The sequence below is a fragment of the Streptomyces koelreuteriae genome (assembly GCF_018604545.1).
Taxonomy (GTDB): domain Bacteria; phylum Actinomycetota; class Actinomycetes; order Streptomycetales; family Streptomycetaceae; genus Streptomyces; species Streptomyces koelreuteriae.
In genome coordinates this window covers 5,315,485-5,337,817 of record NZ_CP075896.1, presented here as the reverse complement: position 1 = coordinate 5,337,817, position 22,333 = coordinate 5,315,485, and the positions used below count along the sequence as shown (strand labels likewise).

18 protein-coding genes are annotated in these 22,333 nt (G+C 68.9%); 13 read left to right on the top strand and 5 right to left on the bottom strand.

All coding sequences use genetic code 11. The features are described from left to right. Window positions 1-30: 30 nt before the first annotated feature. Window positions 31-1,458, bottom strand: coding sequence for an integrin alpha (locus KJK29_RS24125; protein WP_251057921.1), 1,428 nt, complete (start codon window positions 1,456-1,458; stop codon window positions 31-33). 458 nt (window positions 1,459-1,916) lie between these two features. Between KJK29_RS24125 and KJK29_RS24120 the strand changes: the two genes are divergently transcribed. The 7 genes from KJK29_RS24120 to KJK29_RS24090 all read left to right on the top strand — a co-directional run bounded on the left by KJK29_RS24120 (window position 1,917) and on the right by KJK29_RS24090 (window position 11,361). Continuing rightward, window positions 1,917-3,920 (top strand): glycosyltransferase family 2 protein, encoded by a 2,004-nt coding sequence (locus KJK29_RS24120; RefSeq protein ID WP_215121209.1) that lies wholly within the window; start codon window positions 1,917-1,919, stop codon window positions 3,918-3,920. 210 nt (window positions 3,921-4,130) lie between these two features. Further along, window positions 4,131-5,174, top strand: a complete 1,044-nt coding sequence (locus KJK29_RS24115) for an ABC transporter substrate-binding protein (RefSeq protein ID WP_215121208.1) — start codon at window positions 4,131-4,133, stop codon at window positions 5,172-5,174. 123 nt (window positions 5,175-5,297) lie between these two features. Further along, window positions 5,298-6,185 (top strand): siderophore-interacting protein, encoded by an 888-nt coding sequence (locus KJK29_RS24110; RefSeq protein ID WP_215121207.1) that lies wholly within the window; start codon window positions 5,298-5,300, stop codon window positions 6,183-6,185. A gap of 149 nt (window positions 6,186-6,334) precedes the next feature. Continuing rightward, window positions 6,335-7,777 carry a lysine decarboxylase DesA gene (gene desA / locus KJK29_RS24105; RefSeq protein WP_215121206.1) on the top strand — a complete coding sequence of 481 codons (1,443 nt, stop codon included), beginning with the start codon at window positions 6,335-6,337 and terminating at the stop codon, window positions 7,775-7,777. Next, the gene (locus KJK29_RS24100; protein WP_215121205.1) at window positions 7,761-9,047 is read left to right on the top strand and encodes a lysine N(6)-hydroxylase/L-ornithine N(5)-oxygenase family protein; all 1,287 of its coding nucleotides are present in this window, start codon (window positions 7,761-7,763) and stop codon (window positions 9,045-9,047) included. The genes desA and KJK29_RS24100 overlap by 17 nt, the downstream gene beginning before the upstream one ends. Beyond that, window positions 9,044-9,595, top strand: a complete 552-nt coding sequence (locus KJK29_RS24095; RefSeq protein ID WP_215121204.1) for a GNAT family N-acetyltransferase — start codon at window positions 9,044-9,046, stop codon at window positions 9,593-9,595. The genes KJK29_RS24100 and KJK29_RS24095 overlap by 4 nt, the downstream gene beginning before the upstream one ends. Further along, window positions 9,592-11,361, top strand: a complete 1,770-nt coding sequence (locus tag KJK29_RS24090) for an IucA/IucC family protein (protein WP_215121203.1) — start codon at window positions 9,592-9,594, stop codon at window positions 11,359-11,361. Before KJK29_RS24095 ends, KJK29_RS24090 begins: the two co-directional genes overlap by 4 nt. 116 nt (window positions 11,362-11,477) lie before the next feature. Here KJK29_RS24090 and KJK29_RS24085 read toward each other — a convergent pair whose 3' ends face one another. Next, window positions 11,478-13,007, bottom strand: coding sequence for a beta-N-acetylhexosaminidase (locus KJK29_RS24085; RefSeq protein ID WP_251058130.1), 1,530 nt, complete (start codon window positions 13,005-13,007; stop codon window positions 11,478-11,480). 122 nt (window positions 13,008-13,129) lie between these two features. Between KJK29_RS24085 and KJK29_RS24080 the strand changes: the two genes are divergently transcribed. After that, window positions 13,130-14,011 (top strand): DUF4429 domain-containing protein, encoded by an 882-nt coding sequence (locus tag KJK29_RS24080; protein ID WP_215121201.1) that lies wholly within the window; start codon window positions 13,130-13,132, stop codon window positions 14,009-14,011. Window positions 14,012-14,047: 36 nt separating this feature from the next. On the opposite strand, the gene KJK29_RS24075 is transcribed toward KJK29_RS24080, so the two are convergent. Continuing rightward, window positions 14,048-15,613: a purple acid phosphatase family protein gene (locus KJK29_RS24075; protein WP_215121200.1), complete on the bottom strand. Its 1,566-nt coding sequence runs from the start codon at window positions 15,611-15,613 to the stop codon at window positions 14,048-14,050. Between the two features lie 165 nt (window positions 15,614-15,778). Here KJK29_RS24075 and KJK29_RS24070 point away from each other — a divergent pair, with 165 nt between their 5' ends. Then, window positions 15,779-16,036, top strand: coding sequence for a hypothetical protein (locus KJK29_RS24070; RefSeq protein ID WP_184592987.1), 258 nt, complete (start codon window positions 15,779-15,781; stop codon window positions 16,034-16,036). Window positions 16,037-16,048: 12 nt separating this feature from the next. Further along, window positions 16,049-17,866, top strand: a complete 1,818-nt coding sequence (gene glmS, locus KJK29_RS24065) for a glutamine--fructose-6-phosphate transaminase (isomerizing) (RefSeq protein ID WP_215121199.1) — start codon at window positions 16,049-16,051, stop codon at window positions 17,864-17,866. Between the two features lie 159 nt (window positions 17,867-18,025). Here the strand turns inward: glmS and KJK29_RS24060 are convergent, their stop codons facing one another. After that, window positions 18,026-18,589, bottom strand: a complete 564-nt coding sequence (locus KJK29_RS24060) for a GPR1/FUN34/YaaH family transporter (protein WP_215121198.1) — start codon at window positions 18,587-18,589, stop codon at window positions 18,026-18,028. A 134-nt stretch (window positions 18,590-18,723) separates the two neighbouring features. After that, the gene (locus KJK29_RS24055) at window positions 18,724-19,251 is read right to left on the bottom strand and encodes a universal stress protein (RefSeq protein WP_215121197.1); all 528 of its coding nucleotides are present in this window, start codon (window positions 19,249-19,251) and stop codon (window positions 18,724-18,726) included. Window positions 19,252-19,556: 305 nt separating this feature from the next. Between KJK29_RS24055 and KJK29_RS24050 the strand changes: the two genes are divergently transcribed. The 3 genes from KJK29_RS24050 to orn all read left to right on the top strand — a co-directional run bounded on the left by KJK29_RS24050 (window position 19,557) and on the right by orn (window position 22,290). Next, complete coding sequence (locus tag KJK29_RS24050) at window positions 19,557-19,889, top strand: hypothetical protein (RefSeq protein WP_215121196.1); 333 nt, start codon at window positions 19,557-19,559, stop codon at window positions 19,887-19,889. Window positions 19,890-20,266: 377 nt separating this feature from the next. Next, window positions 20,267-21,541, top strand: coding sequence for a helix-turn-helix domain-containing protein (locus KJK29_RS24045; protein ID WP_215121195.1), 1,275 nt, complete (start codon window positions 20,267-20,269; stop codon window positions 21,539-21,541). A 146-nt stretch (window positions 21,542-21,687) separates the two neighbouring features. Beyond that, on the top strand, window positions 21,688-22,290 hold the full coding sequence (orn, locus tag KJK29_RS24040) for an oligoribonuclease (protein ID WP_215121194.1): 603 nt from the start codon (window positions 21,688-21,690) through the stop codon (window positions 22,288-22,290). Window positions 22,291-22,333: the final 43 nt, after the last annotated feature.

Genomic DNA, 22,333 nt, shown 5'->3' with positions numbered 1-22,333 from the left:
TGACGTGCTTCCCTGTTTCCGCTCTCCTGCTCATCCGACCGTTCCGAACGCGACGCCCTCGTCGGGCAGTCCTCCCTCGCCGGGCAGATACGTGGTGGTGCCGACGGTGGTCGTGCCGTCGATGTCCGTCCACGGCACGACGTAGAGCACTCCGCTGGGCGAGTCGGAAGCCTTGCTGTGGGGCACTCCGAGGTAGAGGTAGGCAGACCCGGACGTCAGAGCCGTGCCGTTGTAGTCACGCGTGGTGGCCTTGCCGGGCAGCCCTGAACCACGGACAAGGATCTTGTCGGTCGAGCTGACGGCGGTGTCCAGGGGGCGGAGGATGCGTACTGCCCCCGCGTCCTTGGCCGAGGCGGTGTCCCTGCCGGGCACACCGACGGCGAGCCGGACCGTCGCGGTCGTCGTCACGACAGCGCTATTGGTGTTGGCGATCGTCACGCGCTGTCCCATGAAATCTCCGGCGGCCGGGGCCTCCCCGAGGTCCGCAGCGTCGATCGCCGCCACCTCCGTGTAGGTGCCGGACGGCTGGACTCGGAACACCGCCGCACCGCCGGAGTCGGCGGTCTTGTCGACGTCCTCTCCCGGCGTGCCAACGGCCAGAAGTACGTCCGAGTTGTAGGTCTGGTCGCCGGGCCGGTAGCTCGTCATGGAGAGCGAGGTGCCGAACCCGTCACCCGCCTCGGCGGTACCCGCGACTCCGGCGCCGTCCTGGTCGAGCCCGACCAGGGGCGTGGGAAGGCCACCGGCCATCGCGTGGCTGAAGACACTCACACCGCCGGCGAACTTGGCGGTCCCGATCGCTTCCCCCGGGGCGCCCACGGCGAAGAAGCGGTTCGTTCCCGCCAGCGAGTAGCCGAAGCGATCGTGCGCCTCGACGTCACCGGGAACACCGGGGTCCTTCTGGCTCACTGAAACCCTCGTCGCTCCCTGAACGTACGCGACACATCCGGCGTCGGTATGAGTCGTCCCGCCTACGGTGACGTTCTCGCCCGGCACGCCGACGACGAGATACGGCGAGCCGCTCGCCGTGCTCCCAGCCCTCACCGCGTGACCGAACCAGTCGTACGCCTCGGTGGACGTGCTGGGGTCGAGTTCCGACTGGGTGTACCCCTCCACCTTCGAGCCCGGCCCTATGCCGGCCGGTGTGCCGTGGATGACATACACGGCACCCGCGTCGACCAGTTGCTTTCCGTCCTTGGCAACGTCTTCGTAGGGGGCACCGACGACCAGGTCGGTGCATCCGTCTTCGTTCACGTCGTACGACGTGCGGGAAAAGCCGAACTGATCACCGGCTTCAGGGGTCGCACCCATGCCGTTCATCGCCTGGGAGATCTCCGAGACACCTTTGCCCCCGCCCAGCACGATACGCACCAGCCCGGCGGCCTTGGCACCGTTCACCGCCGCGTTCGGGTCGGCGATCACTGTGTCGGCGACACCGTCACCATTGAAGTCACTCACCGTTCCAGTCGCACAGGTGGCTGCCGCCGCTGGAGGGGAGCTCACCGAGAGACTGCCTATAGCCAAGGCAAATCCGCCTGCTGTCGCAGCCAATAGCCGGCCCTGACGCATACGCGTACGCACACCCCACCCCTTGGGCTCACCCGGGCAGAACCCCCCACCCGCTATGAAAGTTGTAAGCGCAGACTAAATATGGCCCGGGTAAAGAATGTCAACCCCCACACACCGCGACCCGAAGGCGCAACCGCAGCCAAGAAATGGACATAGCGCCCATCAGGCCACTTGGCCGAAAGGTGCCCTGAGCTGGCACTTCTTCATGAGGCCACTTCACAGGCACACCTACTTCATGGTAACTTCACATCCCATATGGCACCTTTCCCCGCACGCGAATAGACCGCCGGCGCCCATGACCAAGCCGGAGAACGGGGCGTGCCTCGTTTCTCTGGGGGAGTATTACGATGGTCAGCCCTGTCGTTTCGGTGATTATCGCTGCGTACAATGCGATGCCCTATCTCACACGGTGCATCACCTCCGTAGCCGAGCAGAGAATCGGCTGGGACGCATTGGAAGTGATCGCGGTCGACGACGGTTCGACCGACGGAACGGGTGAGGAACTCGACCGGCTCGCGGAGAAATACCCGGAGCTGTTAAGCGTATTCCACCAAGAGAATTCCGGCGGCCCTTCAGCCCCCCGGAACAAGGGGCTCGACCACGCCCGGGGGAAGTACGTCTTCTTCCTGGACGCAGACGACTACCTGGGCCGCGAGGCCCTGGAACGCATGGTGGCCATGGCCGAGAAGAACGGCACCGACATCGTGCTCGGCAAGATGGTGGGGGTCGGCGGACGCGGGGCGCCCACCTCGATGTTCCGACGCAACCAGCCGCGGACCGACGTCTTCTCGTCCCGCGTGTACTGGACCCTCAACCCTATGAAGCTGTTCCGCCGTGACCTGCTGGAGCGGCTGGAGCTGCGATTCCCGACGGATCTGAAGATCGGCGAGGATCAGCTCTTCGTCGGCCCCGCCTACCTGCACGCCGAGGGAATCTCCGTACTCGCCGACTACGACTGCCTGTTCTGGGTCGAGCGTGAGGACAGCGGCAACATCACCGTGCAGGCCGGCGGATCCGAGCCCCGGCTGCGGTTCCTGCCTCGCGTGGTCGACATGCTCCTAGAGCAGGTGCCACCCGGCCCCGGCCGTGATCACCTGGCGCACCGTCACCTGACCGTCGAGGTGCAGCAACTGCTCGACCACCTGGCGCACGAGCCCCGCCCCGACCAGGAGAAGTCCCTGGCCCGACTCGCCGAGGTCATCGCCCCGCTGTGGCACGAGGGGCTGAACGACCGGCTGTCGGCCATGGCCAGACTGCGCCTGCACCTCGTACGCCACACGATGCTGGACGAGCTGCTGGAGCTGATCCGCTTCGAGAACGAGCTGGGCCCGAGCGGTGTCTCCACCCCTGTCCTCGTCGACGGCGGCCGCGCCTACGCCCAGTACCCCTTCTTCCGTGCCCCTTCCCGTTCCGTCCCCGACGCCTGCTACGACATCACCCGGCAGCTCGGGGCGCGCCACCGCGTCACCGGTGCCGAACTGCGCGGCACGGCTCTGCACCTCACCGGGTACGGCTATCTGCACCGGATCGCGACCGAGGACGTGAGCACCCATGTCGTCCTCCGCGAGCGCGGCACCGGCACGGAGTACCGGCTGCCGGTCACCCACACGGCGACGCCAGGCCTCGGCGAGGAGGAGGACAAGGGGCTATACGCCTACGAGAACGCCGGCTTCCGAGCCGTCGTCGACATCACCACTGCAGCAGACGGCGCCCCTCTCACCGACGGACTCTGGGACATCTCCCTCGCGATCGGCGCTCAGGGCATCACTCGAGAGGTCCGCATCGGCAGCAAGCGGGATCCCGACATCTCGGGCGCCGCGACGACGCACGTCCTGCACACCCCAGGCGGAATCCGCGCCGTCACCCTCTACGCGACCAAGCCGCACGGCAACGTCACTCTCGACATCGGCGAGCGCAAACACAAGGTGCTGCCGCAGATGAGTCTGCACAGCGTGCGGTGGGCCGAGGATGCCCCCACGGAGCTGGAGTTCACCGGCCGGTGCACCCTCGCCTCCCGCCCGGAGGGCGCTCTCGCCGTACATCTCGAGGACGGCCAGGGTGGCACCGCTGCCTTTCCTGCCCGCCCGGCCTCACAGTCCGGCGGCGGTGACTTCGTCGTGCGGGTGCCGGTCACGGAGTTGCCGACGGGGCGCTGGACGGGGCAACTCCGGCTCGGCCCCTGGTCGTCGACCCTGCCGGTACTCCCGGAGAACCTCGGGCCGGCCAAGTGGCGCCGCCGTAGCCTCCCCTGGTACGCGAAGCCCGTAGCGGAACACCGGGATGAACACTTCGCCCTCGAGGTGGCGCGGACCCGCCTGCTCCGGGCCGCGACCGCCCGCGTCAAGCGGTAGGCGGACCCGGCTGCGCGCCGACGAGGAGCTATGCGGTCACCTCGTGACCCGGATCACCGCACGGCTACGTGTCCCCGCCCCTGCCTTCGGGCACACACCCCAGGGGCCCCTGGACACTGGCTGAGGTTAGGCTAGCCTAAGCTTGATTCCAGCCAAGCGGCTGTCAGCCGTGCCCGCAATGGCTCCGTACGCACGAAAGCAGACCCAGCCATGTCGAACGCCAGAACCGCCCGCTTCTCCCGTCGCGGCATCCTCGCCGCCGGGGGTGCCCTCGGACTCGGCGCCCTCGTGACCGCCTGCGGCAGTGGAGACTCCAAGGACGGCGACTCGAACGCGGCATCGGGCGGCAAGTCCGGCCCCTGGTCCTTCAAGGACGACCGCGGCAAGAGCGTGCAGCTGAAGAAGACCCCCGCGAACATCGTCGCCTTCACCGGCGTCGCCGCCGCCCTGTACGACTACGGCGTCTCCGTCAAGGGCGTCTTCGGCCCGACCAAGACGAAGGACGGCAAGCCCGACGTCCAGGCCGGCGACATGGACATCAGCAAGGTGACCATCCTCGGCAACGCCTGGGACCAGTTCAGCGTCGAGAAGTACGCCGCGCTCGCCCCCGACGTGCTGATCAGCACCATGTTCGACGACGCCGGCACCCTCTGGTACGTCCCGGAGGCCTCGAAGGACAAGATCGCCAAGCTCGCCCCGAGCGTCGGCATATCCGTCTACGACCGTCAGCTCACCGAGCCGCTGCAGCGCATGTGGGAGCTGGCCGAGTCCCTCGGCGGCGACATGAAGTCCGCGAAGGCGACCGACGCCAAGAAGCGGTTCGAGGAGGCCTCCGAGCGGCTGCGCAAGGCCGCCAAGGCGCACCCCGACATCAAGGTGCTGGTCGGTTCCGCGAGCCAGGAGCTGTTCTACGTCTCCGGCACGAACCTCTCCGTCGACCTGGAGTACTTCAAGTCCCTCGGCGTGAACTTCGTCGAGCCGCCGGAGAAGGCCAAGGCGCAGGGTGGCGGCTGGTTCGAGTCCCTGAGCTGGGAGAACGTCGACAAGTACGCGGCGGACGTCATCATGATGGACGACCGGTCCTCGGCGATCCAGCCGGCGGACATCTCCGAGGCGACGTGGAAGAAGCTGCCGGCGGTGAAGGCCAAGCAGGTCATCTCGCGGTCGGCCGAGCCGATTCTGTCGTACGACAAGTGTGTGCCGTTGGTGGAGAACCTGGCGAAGGCCATCGAGAGCGCGAAGAAGGTCAGCTAGGAGCTCAGCGCCGTGGGGTCTGCGCGACGACGGCGGCTGCGGGCCGCATGTGGCTGATCGCGCAGTTCCCCGCGCCCCTGAGGCACGCCGCCCCACCCCCTGACGAAAACTCAGGAGCCCCCCATGACCACCGCCGTGGCCGCCCCCTTCCGTTTCTTCTCACTCCAGGTCGTGCGGACGAGGCGGCTCGGTCCGTCTCTGGTCCGGGTCACCTTCGGTGGGCCGGATCTGCACGCGTTCCACTCCGACGGACGTGACCAGTCGCTGTCGCTGTTCCTGCCGCACCCCGGGCAGCCCGAGCCGGTCGTACCGCTCGAGCTCGGGGACGGCTGGTGGCAGGGCTGGCGCGAACTGCCCGACGACGTACGCGCCGTGATGCGCTCGTACACCCTGCGCGCGCTGCGCCGCGACCCGGACGAGATCGACATCGACTTCGCCCTGCACGGCATCGAGCCGGGCGCCTCCGTCCAGGCCGGTCCCGCCTCCCGCTGGGCCGACCGGGCCGCCGCCGGGGACCGGGTCCTGCTGCTCGGGCCGGCCGTCGCCGACAACCGGGCGATCCGCTTCCGGCCGCCCGAGGACACCGACCTCGTGGTCGTCTGGGGCGACGAGACCGCCGTACCGGCCGCCTCGGCCATCGTCGAGGCGCTGCCGGCCGGCACCCGCGCCCGGGTCTGGCTGGAGGTCCCGCACGCCGGGGACATCCAGGACCTGGTGACCGCGGCCGACGTCGAGATCACCTGGCTCGTCAAGAGCCAGTCCCCCGAGACCCCCCGGACCCCCCGGACCCCCCAGACCATCGAGGGCTCCCCCATGGTCCTCGACACCCTCCGCGACGCCCAACTCCCGCCCGCCGAGAGGCCGTACGTCTGGATCGCCGGCGAGTCCGGCTGTGTGAAGCAGCTGCGCCGGCACTTCGTACGGGAGCGCGGGATCGACCGCCGCCGGGTGACGTTCGTCGGCTACTGGCGCCGCGGCGTGAGTGAGGAGCAGCTACGCGCGGAAAGCTGACCGACAGCCGCCCATGACCCACGCGTGACCACAGTCACGGCAGAGCAAGCCCTCCCCCCACGCAACTTAGGTTAGGCTTACCTAAGTTCAACCCCGCGGCTCAGCCCACCCACGTCCCGACCGGACTGTCCCCACCGGAGGACCCCCACATGCGCTCGCACCTGCTCAACGACACCACCGCGGAGCAGTACCGCCGCTCCGTGACCGACGGAGTCGAGCGGGTGGCCGCCAAACTCGCCGCCACCGACCGGCCCTTCACCGGCGTCAGCGTCGACGCCCTCTCCCCCCGCATCGACGAGATCGACCTCGACCAGCCGCTGCACGACACGACCGCGGTGCTCGACGAACTGGAGGACGTCTACCTCCGGGACGCGATCTACTTCCACCACCCCCGCTACCTCGCCCACCTCAACTGCCCGGTCGTCATCCCGGCCGTGCTCGGCGAGGCGGTCCTCTCCGCCGTCAACTCCTCCCTGGACACCTGGGACCAGTCGGCCGGCGGCACGCTCATCGAGCGGAAACTGATCGACTGGACGAACGAGCGCATCGGCCTCGGCCCCGCCGCCGACGGCGTGTTCACCTCCGGCGGCTCCCAGTCCAACCTCCAGGCGCTGCTGCTCGCCCGTGAGGAGGCCAAGAGCGACAGCCTCGCCAAACTGCGCATCTTCGCCTCCGAGGTCAGCCACTTCAGCGTGAAGAAGTCCGCGAAGCTGCTCGGCCTCGGCCAGGACGCCGTGGTCTCCATACCCGTCGACCACGACAAGCGTATGCAGACCGTCGCCCTCGCCCGTGAGCTGGAGCGCTGCAAGGAGGCCGGCCTCGTCCCGATGGCCGTCGTCGCCACCGCCGGCACCACCGACTTCGGCTCCATCGACCCGCTGCCCGAGATCGCCGAGCTGTGCGAGCAGTTCGGAACCTGGATGCACGTCGACGCCGCCTACGGCTGCGGTCTGCTCGCCTCCGTGAAGCACCGGGACCGCATCGACGGCATCGAGCGCGCCGACTCGGTCACCGTGGACTACCACAAGTCCTTCTTCCAGCCGGTGAGTTCCTCCGCCGTGCTCGTCCGGGACGCGGCCACCCTCCGGCACGCCACCTACCACGCGGAGTACCTGAACCCGCGCCGCATGGTGCAGGAACGTATCCCCAACCAGGTGGACAAGTCCCTGCAGACCACCCGCCGCTTCGACGCCCTCAAGCTCTGGATGACCCTGCGGACCATGGGCGCCGACGGCATCGGGCAGCTCTTCGACGAGGTGTGCGAACTGGCCCGGGAGGGCTGGAAGCTGCTCGCCGCCGACCCGCGCTACGACGTGGTCGTGGAGCCGAGCCTGTCCACCCTGGTCTTCCGCTACATCCCGGCGGCCGTGACCGACCCGGCCGAGATCGACCGCGCCAACCTCTACGCCCGCAAGGCCCTGTTCGCCTCCGGTGACGCCATCGTCGCGGGCACCAAGGTCGGCGGCCGCCACTACCTGAAGTTCACCCTGCTCAACCCCGAGACGCAGGCGTCCGACATCGCCGCCGTCCTCGATCTGATCGCCGGCCATGCCGAGCAGTACCTGGGAGAGTCCCTTGACCGCGCGTCCTGAAAACCCGGCCCCTTCTCCTGCGACTCATGACTTCGTGGGCATCGGGCTCGGCCCCTTCAACCTCGGCCTGGCCTGCCTGACCGAACCCATCGACGCACTCGACGGCGTCTTCCTGGAGTCGAAGCCCGACTTCGAGTGGCACGCGGGCATGTTCCTCGACGGCGCCCACCTCCAGACCCCGTTCATGTCGGACCTGGTCACCCTCGCCGACCCGACGTCCCCGTACTCCTTCCTGAACTACCTGAAGGAGAAGGGCCGGCTGTACTCGTTCTACATCCGGGAGAACTTCTACCCGCTGCGCGTCGAGTACGACGACTACTGCCGCTGGGCCGCGAACAAGCTGAGCAGCATCCGGTTCAACACGACGGTGACGGAGGTCCGCTACGAGGACGACGTCTACGTCGTGCACACCGAGGCCGGAGACGTCTACCGCGCCCGCCGGCTCGTCCTCGGCACGGGCACCCCGCCCTTCATCCCCGAGGCCTGCCAGGACCTGGGCGGCGACTTCCTGCACAACTCCCGCTATCTGAGCCACAAGGCGGAGCTGCAGAAGAAGGACTCGATCACCCTGGTCGGCTCGGGCCAGTCGGCCGCCGAGATCTACTACGACCTGCTCAGCGAGATCGACGTCCACGGCTACCGGCTGAACTGGGTCACCCGCTCCCCGCGCTTCTTCCCGCTGGAGTACACCAAGCTCACGCTGGAGATGACGTCCCCGGAGTACGTCGACTACTTCCGCGAGCTGCCCGAGGCCACCCGCTACCGCCTCACGGCCGAGCAGAAGGGCCTGTTCAAGGGCATCGACGGCGACCTGATCAACGAGATCTTCGACCTGCTCTACCAGAAGAACCTCGGCGGCCCGGTCCCCACCCGGCTGATCACCAACGCCTCGCTGAACAGCGCGGCGTACGAGAACGGCACGTACACGCTGGGCTTCCGCCAGGAGGAGCAGGGCAAGGACTTCGCGCTGGACTCCGAGGGCCTGGTGCTGGCCACCGGCTACAAGTACGCCGAGCCGGAGTTCCTCGCGCCCGTCAAGGACCGCCTGGTCTACGACTCCCAGGGCAACTTCGACGTCGCCCGCAACTACGCCGTCGACGTCACCGGCCGGGGCATCTTCCTGCAGAACGCCGGCGTCCACACCCACAGCATCACCAGCCCCGACCTGGGCATGGGCCCGTACCGGAACGCGTACATCATCCGGGAGCTGCTGGGCAGCGAGTACTACCCGGTCGAGAAGACCATCGCCTTCCAGGAGTTCGCGGTATGAGCGCCCCGACCGGCATAGGCACCCTGACCGTCCGCGCGCTCGACCCCCTGAAGGACGCCGAGCTGCTGCACTCCTGGGTCACGCACCCCAAGGCGTCCTACTGGATGATGCAGGACGCGAAACTCCAGGACGTCGAGCGCGAGTACATGCGCATCTCGGCGCACGAGTACCACCACGCGTACCTCGGCCTGCACGAGGGCCGCCCGGCGTTCCTGATGGAGTCGTACGACCCCCGGTACGTCGAGCTGGAAGGCCTGTACGACCCGGAGCCCGGCGATGTCGGCATGCACTTCCTGGTCGCGCCGACCGACCGGCCGATCCACGGCTTCACCAAGGCCGTCATCACCGCCGTGATGGACGAGCTGTTCGCCGACCCGCGCACCCGCCGGGTCGTGGTGGAGCCCGATGTCAGCAACAAGGCAGTACATGCGCTCAACGAGGCCGTCGGCTTCGTGCCCGAGCGCGAGATCGACAAGCCGGAGAAGCGCGCGCTGCTGAGCTTCTGCACGCGTGACCAGTACCTGGCGGCCCGAGGAGTGGCGATATGACCCTGTCCGACGCCGTGGCGCACCTGTCCCCCGAGCGCTGGGACCAGGCCAACCGCCTGCTGATCCGCAAAGCCCTCGCCGAGTTCGCGCACGAACGGCTCATCACCCCCGAGGCGGACGGGGAGGAGTACGTCGTCCGCAGCGACGACGGCCTGACCCAGTACCGCTTCTCGGCCGCCCGCCGGGCCCTGGACCACTGGCAGGTGGACGCCGATTCGATCACCCGGCACCGGGACGGCGCCGAGCTTCCGCTTGCGGCCCTGGACTTCTTCATCGAAATGAAGGACACCCTGGGCCTCAGCGAGCAGATCCTGCCGGTCTACCTGGAGGAGATCTCCTCCACCCTGTCCGGCACCTGCTACAAGCTCACCAAGCCGAAAATCACGGCGGCCGAGCTGGCACGCGGCGACTTCCAGGCCATCGAGACCGGCATGACCGAGGGCCACCCCTGCTTCGTCGCCAACAACGGGCGGCTCGGCTTCGGCATCCACGAGTACCTGTCGTACGCCCCGGAGACGGCGAACCCGGTCCGGCTGGTCTGGCTCGCGGCGCACCGCTCGCGGGCGGCGTTCACGGCCGGTGTCGGCATCGAGTACGAGTCGTTCCTGCGCGAGGAGCTGGGCGAGGAGACCGTCGAGCGCTTCCGCGGTGTCCTGCGCGACCAGGGCAAGGACCCCGAGGACTTCCTGTTCATCCCGGTCCACCCCTGGCAGTGGTGGAACAAGCTCGCCGTCACCTTCGCCGCCGAGGTCGCCCGCGGCCACCTGGTGTGCCTGGGCGAGGGCGACGACGAGTACCTGGCCCAGCAGTCCATCCGGACCTTCTTCAACAAGACGAGCCCGGAGAAGCACTACGTCAAAACCGCGCTGTCGGTCATCAACATGGGCTTCATGCGCGGTCTGTCGGCCGCCTACATGGAGGCCACGCCGGCGATCAACGACTGGCTGGCGCAGCTCATCGAGGGCGACCCGGTGCTGAAGTCCACCGGCCTGTCGATCATCAAGGAGCGGGCGGCGGTCGGCTACCGGCACCTGGAGTACGAGCAGGCGACCGACCGCTACTCGCCGTACCGCAAGATGCTCGCCGCGCTGTGGCGGGAGAGCCCGGTGCCCTCGCTCCAGGAGGGCGAGTCGCTGGCCACGATGGCGTCCCTGGTCCACGTCGACCACGAGGGTGCCTCGGTCGCGGCGGCGCTCATCGAGCAGTCGGGCCTCGCCCCCACGGAGTGGCTGCGCCGCTACCTCACGGCGTACTTCACGCCCCTCCTCCACAGCTTCTACGCCTACGACCTGGTCTTCATGCCGCACGGCGAGAACGTCATCCTCGTGCTGGAGGACGGGGTCGTGCAGCGCGCGATCTACAAGGACATCGCCGAGGAGATCGCCGTCATGGACCCGGACGCGGTGCTGCCGCCGACGGTCGAGCGGCTGCGCGTGGAGGTCCCGGAGGACAAGAAGATCCTGTCGATCTTCACGGACGTCTTCGACTGCTTCTTCCGCTTCCTCGCGGCGAACCTCGCCACCGAGGGAATCCTGGAGGAGGACGACTTCTGGCGCACGGTCGCCGAGGTCACCCGCGCCTACCAGGAGTCGATGCCGGAACTGGCCGACAAGTTCAAGCAGTACGACATGTTCGCCCCCGAGTTCTCCCTCTCCTGCCTCAACCGCCTCCAACTCCGCAACAACGAACAGATGGTGGACCTCTCGGACCCGTCCGGCGCCCTCCAACTGATCGGCACCCTCAAGAACCCCATCACGAACTACTGACCCCCAAAGCAGACGGGCACCCCGGAGTACGGTCCTCCGGGGTGCCCGTCATTTGGCTTTTGGCTTTTAGGGGCGCGGGGAACTGCGCGACCAGCCCCCACGCACCCGCAGACAAATCACTGCCCACTCCACGGAACCTGCGGCGACCGATACCACTCCATCCCCAGGGCATCCCACCGCTCAGCCTGCGCAGCAAGCCTCACCTTGTACCGCTCCCAGTCAAGCGCCCCCGCCGAAGACCACCCCAACTCCGCAACCCCAGGCAACCGCGGAAACGCCATGAACTCGATATGCCGGGAGTTCTCCAGCGTCTCCGACCACATCGGCGCCTCAACCCCCTTCACCGCACCACCCGGCACCCCCGGCAAATACGCCCCGGGATCCCAGTCATAAGACCGCCGCACCTCGACATACCCCGCCCACGACAGCCCCAACGGCGTCTCCTTCGTGTACTTCATGTCGAGATACACCCGGTCGGCAGGCGACAGAATCACCCCGGTCCCACCCTGCGCGGCCTTCACCACCCGCGCCTTCTCCTCCGCACTCGTACTGTCGAGCCCCCAGTACTGCGCGAGAGCCCCCTTCGCAGGCGTCGCCCCGGTCAGCTGATGCCACCCGACGACCGTCTTCCCGTACTTCGCGACAACCGGCTGCACCCGGTCCATGAACGCCACATAGTCCTCATGGCTCGTGGAGTGCGCCTCGTCGCCCCCGATGTGCAGGTACCTGCCCGGAGTCAGCGCCGCGAGCTCCCGCACCACGTCATCGACGAAGTCGTACGTGATCTCCTTGCCGACGCACAGCGAACTGAACCCGACCTCGGTCCCGGTGTAGAGCGGCGGAGCGACACCGTCGCAGTTCAGCTCGGCGTAGGAGGCGAGCGCCGCGTTGGTGTGGCCGGGCATGTCTATCTCGGGGACGACCTCAAGGTAGCGGGAGGACGCGTACCGGACGATCTCCTTGTAGTCGGCCTTGGTGTAGAAGCCGCCGGGCCCGCCGCCGACCTCCGTAGAACCGCCGTACGTGGCCAGCCGAGGCCAGGAGTCGATGGCGATCCGCCAGCCCTGGTCGTCGCTGAGATGCAGATGCAGCTTGTTGATCTTGTAGAGGGCCAACTGGTCGATGTAGCGCTTGACCTGGTCGACGGTGAAGAAGTGCCGGGAGACATCCAGCATGGCGCCGCGCCAGCCGTAGCGCGGGGAGTCCGTGACGGTGCCGCCCGCGACCAGCCAGGGGCCGGGCTGGACGGAGTCCTTCTCGACGGCCGCCGGGAGGAGCTGGCGCAGGGTCTGCACGCCGTGGAAGAGCCCGGCGGGCTTCGCCGCGGTGATGGTGACGCCCTTGCTGCCGCTGTCGAGGCGGTAACCCTCACTACCGAACGACCCTTTGACAAGCCGCAGTCGGATACCCCCGGATCCCTGCGTGCTGACTGGCAGCTGGTATCCGGTGGAGGGGCGGAGGATCTCCGCGAGGTACTCGCCGACGCGGCGGGCCTCGCGGGAATCGTCGACGCGGATGTGCGTACCGCGAGTGATCCGGTAGACGGCCCCGCTCGGCGTGACCGAGGCGGGCGCGGGGATCACACGGTCGAGCGGGGTGGGCGAGGCCGCCGGTGCGGGGGCGGCTCCGGTCACGGAGACACCCATCGCGACGAGCAGCAGGGAACCGAGAAGGCGAAGCGTTCTCACTGAACCGTCCCTTCATCGAGCCATTGAGCCCTAAGAGGTCTGGACCACTCTCTCGTGAGACGGGTGGAACAATCCACCCCATGGTGGAAATCATCCAGAAGGACGGCACCTGGGCCTTCGACGGCGACGCGCTGCGGCTGACCCCCGGGCGGGACAAGAACGTCAGTCTGCTGCGCAGGGAGCTGGGTGAACTGGTGGTCCCGCTGGGGGCGTTGGCGGGGATCTCGTTCGAGCAGGGCAAGAAGGGCGGACGGCTGCGGCTGCGCCTGCGCGACGGCGCCGATCCCCTGCTGCACGCGACCGGCGGGCGGCTCACCGAGCCCCATGACCCGTACCAGCTGCTCGTCGAGTCCGACCGCTACGGGGTCGCCGAGTACGTCACGGACGAGGTGCGGAACGCGCTGCTCCTGGACCAGGTGCCGGCCGACCCGGTGACCGCGTACCTGCTGCCGGGTCCCGCCGTCCCCCTGTCGGTCTCCGCCGGGGACGGCACGGCCGGCTTCGACGGCGAGCGCATACGCCTGGAGTGGAACTGGAAGACGGAGGACGCCAAGGCCGCCGCCGGCGCCCGCACGCTCGCCCTCGGCGACATCACGGGCGTGGAGTGGCAGCCGGCGGCCGGCCTGGAGAACGGCTACATCCGCTTCACCGTGCGGGGCGCCCCCACCAAGGCCCCGCCCAAGTACGACCCCAACGCCGTGGAGCTGTGGGGCTTCAAGAAGGACCCGCTGATGGCCCTGGTCGCGGCGGCGGTCCAGGCCAGGCTTCCGCACCCGGCCGGGGCCACCGCCGACGTACCGGCCGCGCGACCGGAAACGCCTTCTCTCCCGGTCGCGCCCGCCGAGGACGACCACGACGCCCTGCTGCGCCGCCTGCGCGAGCTCGGCGAACTGCACCGCTCGGGCGTCCTGACGGACGACGAGTTCGCGCTCGCCAAGCAGGCCGTCCTCAAGCGCATGTGACACCCCGGGCAGGCCGGAACACCTCCCCGGGGCGCGCTACTTCGCGCGGCGGGCCACCGTGAAGTGGTCCACCTGCTCCCCGCTCTCGGCGATCCCGCGCACCTTCAGCGTGGCCGTCCGCCCCTTCGGCGCGGGGGTGACGTCCACACGCAGGAAGGAGTAGTCGAGGTAGCGCACCCGGGACCAGGCGACGGTCTCGTTCTGCTTGCCGCCCTTGAGATTGACGAACGAGGCCACGGAGTCCACGTCCTGCTCGTTGCCCTCGTACGACAGCGGCGCGCTGAACGCGTAGAGGCTGCGGCCCGCCGCACCGGCCGTCACGTACACGACGCCGTCGGTCTCGGGGTAGGCCGTGCCGCCGATCGGCAGCTTCTTGGCGACCTTGTTCCCCTTGATGACGTCCGTGCGCTCGTACTGGTGGTTGTGGCCGTTGATGACGAGGTCGACCGTGTACTTCTCGAACAGCGGCACCCACTCCTGCCGGACCCCGCCCTCGGAGGCGTGCGAGGTGGAGGTGCAGTAGGCGCAGTGGTGGAAGAAGATCACGATGAAGTCGACGTCCTTCGACGCCCGGTACCTCTTCAGCTGGGCTTCCAGCCACTTGGTCTGGGTGCCGCCGGAGATGCCGAGGTTGGCCGGGATCTCGAAGGAGATGTCGTTGGCGTCGAGCGAGATGACCGCCGTGTTGCCGTGGACGAAGGTGTAGACGCCCGGCAGGTTCTTCTTGTCGGGGCCGTTGCCCGGGAGGTTCCAGCGGGCCTCCTCGCCGCCGTAGCCGTTGGGCGAGTACCAGGCCTCCATGTCGTGGTTGCCGTAGGCGGGCATCCACGGGACGGACTTGGCGACGGACTCGGTCTGGGCGAGGAACTGGTCCCAGATCCGCGAGTCGAAGCCGGTGTCGGAGGTCTGGCCCGAGCCGGACGGGTCCGCGTAGGCGATGTCACCGGCGTGCAGATGGAAGGCCGGGTTCTGGCCGAGCAGCAGGCTGTTGTTGGCGAGGCCGTGGTAGCTGACGCCCTCGTCGCCGAAGGCCGTGAAGGTGAACGGCGCCTTGTGCGCGGGGGCGGTGGTGAAGGTGCCGAGGGTGCCCAGCAGGTGCGGTGCGGCCGGGTCGAAGCCCTGGTGGCCGACGCCGTAGTAGTAGGTCCGGCCCGGGCGCAGACGCGTCAGCTCGGCGTGCACGTAGTACTGGGTGTGGTCGCCGCTGGCGCCGACCCCGGCGGGCGTGAAGAGGGTGCGGACCTCGGCGTCGATCTTCCGGGAGAGGTCCGTGGGGTGGGCGCCGATCCGGATGAACGGCTTCTTGACGGCGACCGGGACCTGCCAGGAGACGGTCATCTCGGTGCGCGGGTCGGCGCCGTAGGCGAGGTGCCGGCCGAAGGGGGCGACGAACGCGCCGTCGACGCTCTCGGTCGCGGGAGCGGTGCGGGCGGTCGGCACGGCCGCCTGGGCGGTGGCACCCGGAACGAAGGCGCCACCCGCGACGGCGCCGAGTGTGACGGCCCCGCCTCTGATCATCGTGCGCCGGGAGAATCTGGCGCGCAGGTACTCGTGCTGCTCGGCCATGCTCATGCGCTCGGCGAGCCGCTCGGGTACGCCCATACGAGGAATGTCCATGGCGCCACAAATTGCTCGCCCGACACATCCGCCCGGGGAACAATCACCCATCAGACCCCCATGGGCGTCCCATAAGTGTTCCAACACTCATCTGCCCGAAACCGGGCAGATTTCTTGCGCAAGCGTCGCCGGTGCCTCAGGATCTAGCGAGTGCACGACGAACTCGTTGATCATCTGACGCGGTCCAGCCCCCTCAGCCGGGGCGAGGCACTGCGGGTGATCCAGGACGTGCTCGCGTACTTCGACGAGACGACCGAGGAGTACGTCCGTCGCCGCCACCGTGAGCTCCAGGCCCAGGGCCTGGTGAACACGGCGATCTTCGAACGGATCGAGGCGGACCTGAAATATCGCGCGGTGGCCCCGCCGGAACTCTCGCTCCGGCAGCTTCGGCGCATCGTCTACGGCTAGGAATACGTATACATGTGCGGAATCGTCGGTTACATCGGAAAGCGTGACGTCGCTCCCCTCCTGCTGGAGGGTCTGCAGCGCCTGGAGTACCGCGGCTACGACTCCGCGGGCATCGTCGTCACGTCCCCGAAGACCTCCGGCCTGAAGATGGTCAAGGCCAAGGGCCGCGTGCGCGACCTGGAGGCCAAGGTCCCGGCCCGCTTCAAGGGCACCACCGGCATCGCCCACACCCGCTGGGCCACCCACGGCGCCCCCTCCGACGTCAACGCCCACCCGCACCTGGACGCCGAGGGCAAGGTCGCCGTCGTCCACAACGGCATCATCGACAACGCCTCCGACCTGCGCCGCAAGCTGGAGGCGGACGGCGTCGAGTTCCTCTCCGAGACCGACACCGAGGTCCTCACCCACCTCATCGCCCGCTCGCAGGCGACCAAGCTGGAGGACAAGGTCCGCGAGACCCTCCGGCTCATCGAGGGCACCTACGGCATCGCCGTCATGCACGCCGACTTCCCCGACCGGATCGTCGTCGCCCGCAACGGCTCCCCGGTCGTCCTCGGCATCGGCGAGAAGGAGATGTTCGTCGCCTCGGACATCGCCGCGCTGGTCGCCCACACCCGCCAGATCGTCACCCTGGACGACGGCGAGATGGCCACCCTCAAGGCCGACGACTTCCGCACCTACACCACCGAGGGCACCCGCACCACGGCCGAGCCCACCACCGTCGAGTGGGAGGCCGCCTCCTACGACATGGGCGGCCACGACACCTACATGCACAAGGAGATCCACGAGCAGGCCGACGCCGTGGACCGCGTGCTGCGCGGCCGCATCGACGACCGCTTCTCCACCGTGCACCTGGGCGGCCTCAACCTGGACGCCCGCGAGGCCCGCCGGATCCGCCGCGTGAAGATCCTCGGCTGCGGCACCTCGTACCACGCGGGCCAGATCGGCGCCCAGATGATCGAGGAACTGGCCCGCATCCCCGCCGACGCCGAGCCCGCCTCCGAGTTCCGCTACCGCAACGCGGTCGTCGACCCCGACACCCTCTACGTCGCGGTCTCCCAGTCCGGCGAGACCTACGACGTCCTCGCCGCCGTGCAGGAGCTCAAGCGCAAGGGCGCACGCGTCCTGGGCGTGGTGAACGTGGTCGGCTCGGCGATCGCCCGCGAGGCCGACGGCGGCATCTACGTGCACGCCGGGCCGGAGGTCTGCGTGGTCTCCACCAAGTGCTTCACCAACACCACGGTCGCCTTCGCCCTGCTCGCCCTCCACCTGGGCCGCACCCGTGACCTCTCGGTCCGCGACGGCAAGCGGATCATCGCGGGCCTGCGCAAGCTGCCCGCCCAGATCGCCGAGATCATGGAGCACGAGGAGGACGTCAAGAAGCTGGCCCTGCAGTTCGCCGAGGCCCGCTCGATGCTCTTCATCGGCCGCGTCCGGGGCTACCCGGTGGCCCGCGAGGCCTCCCTGAAGCTCAAGGAGGTCTCCTACATCCACGCCGAGGCCTACCCCGCCTCCGAGCTCAAGCACGGCCCGCTGGCCCTGATCGAGCCGGCCCTCCCCACGGTCGCGATCGTCCCCGACGACGACCTGCTGGAGAAGAACCGCGCCGCCCTGGAGGAGATCAAGGCCCGCAGCGGCAAGATCCTCGCGGTCGCCCACCAGCACCAGGAGAAGGCCGACGAGACGATCGTCGTCCCGAAGAACGAGGACGAACTCGACCCGATCCTGATGGGCATCCCCCTCCAACTCCTGGCGTACCACACGGCCTTGGCTCTGGGCAGGGACATCGACAAGCCCCGCAACCTGGCCAAGTCGGTGACGGTTGAGTAGAGGCTTTCTTTTCAGGGGCGCGGGGAACTGCGCGACAAGCCCCCACGCCCCCGCACAGGCCAACCAATGAGGACGGACCCCCACGTGCTGCCACCAGCGCACAGGGGGTCCGTTTTCACACGCCGGGGCCGCCCAATACCCCAGCGTCGGCTGCCGAGTTCAGCCGGTGGCCGTCACGCCCCGACCGGCAGCACGCCGTCGCGGAACAGCGGTGGGCCAGTGGGCCAGGGCCGCGGTCGCCGCATACCAGGCCACCGCCCCCGCGGCCACGGCGAACCACCCACCCACCTTCACGAGCCCGCCGTTACCGGCGAACTCGGCGATCGCCATGAGCAACAGGCCCACGAAGAACAGCCCGTACATCCCCTGCCCCAGCTGATCCCCACCCGCGAGCATCAGAGACAGCGCCGCGACGGCGAACAACAGCAGGAACAGCCCGGCCTCGTTACCGGCGGCGCCGTCCGACACGGCCCACGTGAACCACAGCGCCCCGAGCACCGAGAACGCCGTACCCCCGGCGGAGTCCCCCTCCCGCAGGGCCATCAGCCCGGCGACGAAGAGGGCGATGCCGCCCACATACTGGGCGATTGACGTGGCGTCAGCGGCTGACACACCGTCGATGACGGTCGTGTGCCCCAACCCGAAGGCCAACAGGGTGATTCCGAGGGCGAGTCGACCGACCACGGTCGTGATGCCGCTTCCCGCGGAGACGTCTTTGTCCACGGCGGGCTCCCTTCGTGCATGTGCAGTTGTGCGGTGCACCGTATATGCCCTTCACAAGGGCACAAACACCTCTACGCGCAAGTAGTTTTACGCACCGCACCAAGGGAGTCGCCGCTCGGGACGCTTCGGGGAATTCAGGGAATGACGACGACCGGCCGCTGCGCCCGCTTGGCGAGCCGCCCCGCGACCGAACCGAAGATGCGCCCCACGATGCCGTGACTCGACCCGACGACGATCGCGTCGGCCTCGTACTCCCGGCCGACCTCTTCGAGTTCGTGGCAGATGTCCCCGCCCCGCTCGACGAGGATCCAGGGCACCTCGGAGAGATACTCCGCACACGCCAGCTCCAGCCCGAGCACCTCGGTCCGATGGTCCGGCACGTCCACGAAGACGGGCGGCTCGCAGCCGGCCCACACCGTGGTCGGCAGCCGGTTGGCCACATGGACGATGATCAGGCCCGACCCCGAGCGATGGGCCATCCCGATCGCGTAGGCCAGGGCGCGCTCACTGGACATGGAGCCGTCGAATCCGACGACGACGCCGTGCTTGAAGGCGGGATCGCAGGAATGGCGTGGCTCTTGTGCCGCCAGGGGCTCGGCCGCCGTGGGATCGGCGACGGGCCGCTTGCGGTCCGCTGGTTCGAAGAATTCGTGACCGGCCATGGCTGTCTCGGCGTTGTGATCCTTATTTGGGGGACGACAGTGTGCGTCGGAGCTGTGTCCGGGAATGGTCTTCCCAACCCCATACCCCCAAGGGTACGGCGGCACGCCTCCTTAGCCCAGATCCCGCTCACGGTGCGTGCGGGTTCCAGGGAGCATGCACGAGGCGACGCCCGTAACGCAATGGTTGCTGCGCTGTACAGGCGGTTTGCACAGGATTCACTTACCCGTGGGGGTGATCGGCTCACACAGTGACCGACGCCCCCGCCACGCGTTGAACCCCGTGACTCATGCCACAGGGAGCATCCATGTCCGGACCCAGCATCGCCTCCGAGGCGGACCGCGCGGCCCCGCCGTCGCGGGACACCGCGACGGATGTGATTCGCTGGGCGGCCTTCAGCTGCCTGCTCGTCCCCGTCGTGCTCCTCGGCTACGGCAGCTCCCTGGCCGGTGCCGCCGGCACGGCCCTCGGGCTCGCCGCCGTCACGGGCGCCTGCCGGGTGCTGCTGCGCCAGTCCGAGCGCGGCGCGGCCCGGCTGGCGGCCGAGGACCGCGCACCCCACCGGGGCCGGCACCACCGGACCGGAACGGGGTCCCATCGGGGCGGGCGGCACACTGGAGGAGATACACCGGTCGGCTGACCGGTTTCAGTGCACGTGCACGGCGGTTTTCAGCCAACTTCTCGCACCTGTGCATCACCCTGCCGAAGCACCCCCCAACCCCCGTTCGACCTGCACGGAAAGGGCCTCGGGGGACCTGCGCACCCTACGCGGATTGGCCACTGCGACAAGGCGCACTTCCCTGCACGCCCCACGAGTGCAACGCTTCGTGATCGAATGCTTCACGCCAAGTTGCCAAGTCGACAATGTGCCGAGTGCCGAACCGGCCACCTCGGCACGACGGCACACAGTAGATTCGATCTTGACTGTCTACGGCGGGGGACTCGTGCAGGACCGAGGGGAAACGTGCAGGAGCGACACAACCGAGGAGCCGCGACCACCGAGGGGGGCTTAGCAGTATGAGCCACGACTCCACTGCCGCGCCGGAAGCCGGCGTCCGGAAGCTTTCCGGGCGACGCCGCAAGGAGATCGTCGCGGTGCTGCTGTTCAGCGGCGGCCCCATCTTCGAGAGTTCCATACCACTGTCGGTGTTCGGGATCGACCGCCAGGACGCCGGCGTGCCGCGCTACCGACTGCTGGTGTGCGGAGGTGAGGACGGCCCGCTGCGGACCACAGGGGGCCTCGAACTCAGCGCACCACATGGCCTGGAAGCGATCTCACGGGCGGGCACGGTCGTCGTACCGGCCTGGCGTTCGATCACTTCTCCGCCACCGGACGAGGCGCTCGACGCGCTGCGCCGCGCCCACGAGGAGGGCGCCCGCATCGTCGGACTGTGCACCGGCGCCTTCGTCCTCGCGGCGGCGGGCCTGCTGGACGGCCGGCCCGCGACGACACACTGGATGTACGCGCCGACGCTGGCGAAGCGCTACCCGTCGGTGCACGTCGATCCGCGCGAGCTGTTCGTCGACGACGGGGACGTGCTGACGTCGGCGGGCACCGCGGCCGGAATCGATCTCTGTCTCCACATCGTGCGGACGGACCACGGCAACGAGGCGGCCGGCGCGCTGGCCCGCCGCCTGGTGGTCCCGCCGCGCCGGTCGGGCGGCCAGGAGCGCTACCTCGACAGGTCTTTACCAGAGGAGATCGGCGCCGACCCGCTCGCGGAGGTCGTCGCCTGGGCGCTGGAGCACCTCCACGAACAGTTCGACGTGGAGACGCTGGCGGCACGCGCGTACATGAGCCGTCGTACGTTCGACCGCCGCTTCCGCTCGCTGACCGGGAGCGCCCCGCTGCAGTGGCTGATCACACAGCGGGTCCTCCAGGCGCAGCGCCTGCTGGAGACGTCGGACTACTCGGTGGACGAGGTGGCGGGACGCTGCGGCTTCCGGTCGCCGGTCGCCCTGCGCGGGCACTTCCGCCGCCAGCTGGGCTCGTCCCCGGCCGCGTACCGGGCGGCGTACCGCGCCCGTCGTCCGCAGGCCGAGCGGCCCCAGGACGTCGACGGCGGACCGGGCGGTCCCGGGGGCGGCATGCCGGGCCACCCGGGCCATCCCGGCCAGGCGCCCGCACCGCTGCACCCGGAGCATCCGGTCCCGCTGCAGTCCCGCCGTACGGCGGCGGCGAGCGCGGTCGGATCGTCCCCGGCCCTGTCGGCGTCGGCCGCCTCCGACAACGGCCGGGAGGCCTACATATCGGCCCGGGCGAGTCTGCCGGGCCAGCGCAGCGCGACGTGAGCCGGTGACCGGGCCCGCGGGGAGGAAGCCCTCCCCGCGGGCCCGGCGCCGTTTCCGGAGCCGTTCTCAGCGCGGGCCGGCCTTCGACGACAAGGTCACTGCACGACCGGGCCGAGCCCGGGGCAGTGGGCCGTAAGGTTAGACACATGAACGATCGCATGGTGTGGATCGACTGCGAGATGACCGGCCTCTCGCTGTCGGACGACGCGCTCATCGAGGTGGCCGCCCTCGTGACCGACTCCGAGCTGAACGTGCTCGGTGACGGCGTGGACATCGTCATCCGGCCGCCGGACCGGGCGCTGGAGACGATGCCGGATGTGGTGCGTCAGATGCACACCGCGTCCGGGCTGCTCGCCGAGCTGCCGGACGGCACGACGCTGAAGGACGCCGAGGAGCAGGTCCTGGCGTATGTGAGGGAGTTCGTCAAGGAGCCGGGCAAGGCCCCGCTGTGCGGCAACTCCGTCGGCACGGACCGCGGCTTCCTGCTGCGCGACATGCCGACGCTGGAGGACTACCTCCACTACCGCATCGTCGATGTCTCCTCGGTCAAGGAGCTGGCCCGCCGCTGGTACCCGCGGGCGTACTTCAACAGCCCGAAGAAGAACGGCAACCACCGCGCGCTCGCCGACATCCGCGAGTCCATCGCGGAGCTGCGCTACTACCGCGAGGCCGTCTTCGTCCCGCAGCCCGGGCCCGACTCGGACACCGCGAAGACGATCGCCGCGAAGCACGTTCTGCCTGCTCAGTAGGCGTGACAGGGGCCCGTCGGGGAGCGCCGGGAAAGGTGGGCGC

Coding starts and splice junctions, on each gene's coding strand:
- KJK29_RS24075 (WP_215121200.1), bottom strand. CDS start 15,613: ATGGGCGTACCCGAGCGGCTCGCCGAGCGCATGAGCATGGCCGAGCAG.
- KJK29_RS24055 (WP_215121197.1), bottom strand. CDS start 19,251: ATGGCCGGTCACGAATTCTTCGAACCAGCGGACCGCAAGCGGCCCGTC.
- KJK29_RS24115 (WP_215121208.1), top strand. CDS start 4,131: ATGTCGAACGCCAGAACCGCCCGCTTCTCCCGTCGCGGCATCCTCGCC.
- KJK29_RS24095 (WP_215121204.1), top strand. CDS start 9,044: ATGAGCGCCCCGACCGGCATAGGCACCCTGACCGTCCGCGCGCTCGAC.
- KJK29_RS24110 (WP_215121207.1), top strand. CDS start 5,298: ATGACCACCGCCGTGGCCGCCCCCTTCCGTTTCTTCTCACTCCAGGTC.
- KJK29_RS24090 (WP_215121203.1), top strand. CDS start 9,592: ATGACCCTGTCCGACGCCGTGGCGCACCTGTCCCCCGAGCGCTGGGAC.
- KJK29_RS24085 (WP_251058130.1), bottom strand. CDS start 13,007: ATGGGTGTCTCCGTGACCGGAGCCGCCCCCGCACCGGCGGCCTCGCCC.
- orn (WP_215121194.1), top strand. CDS start 21,688: ATGAACGATCGCATGGTGTGGATCGACTGCGAGATGACCGGCCTCTCG.
- KJK29_RS24120 (WP_215121209.1), top strand. CDS start 1,917: ATGGTCAGCCCTGTCGTTTCGGTGATTATCGCTGCGTACAATGCGATG.
- glmS (WP_215121199.1), top strand. CDS start 16,049: ATGTGCGGAATCGTCGGTTACATCGGAAAGCGTGACGTCGCTCCCCTC.
- KJK29_RS24080 (WP_215121201.1), top strand. CDS start 13,130: ATGGTGGAAATCATCCAGAAGGACGGCACCTGGGCCTTCGACGGCGAC.
- desA (WP_215121206.1), top strand. CDS start 6,335: ATGCGCTCGCACCTGCTCAACGACACCACCGCGGAGCAGTACCGCCGC.
- KJK29_RS24050 (WP_215121196.1), top strand. CDS start 19,557: ATGTCCGGACCCAGCATCGCCTCCGAGGCGGACCGCGCGGCCCCGCCG.
- KJK29_RS24045 (WP_215121195.1), top strand. CDS start 20,267: ATGAGCCACGACTCCACTGCCGCGCCGGAAGCCGGCGTCCGGAAGCTT.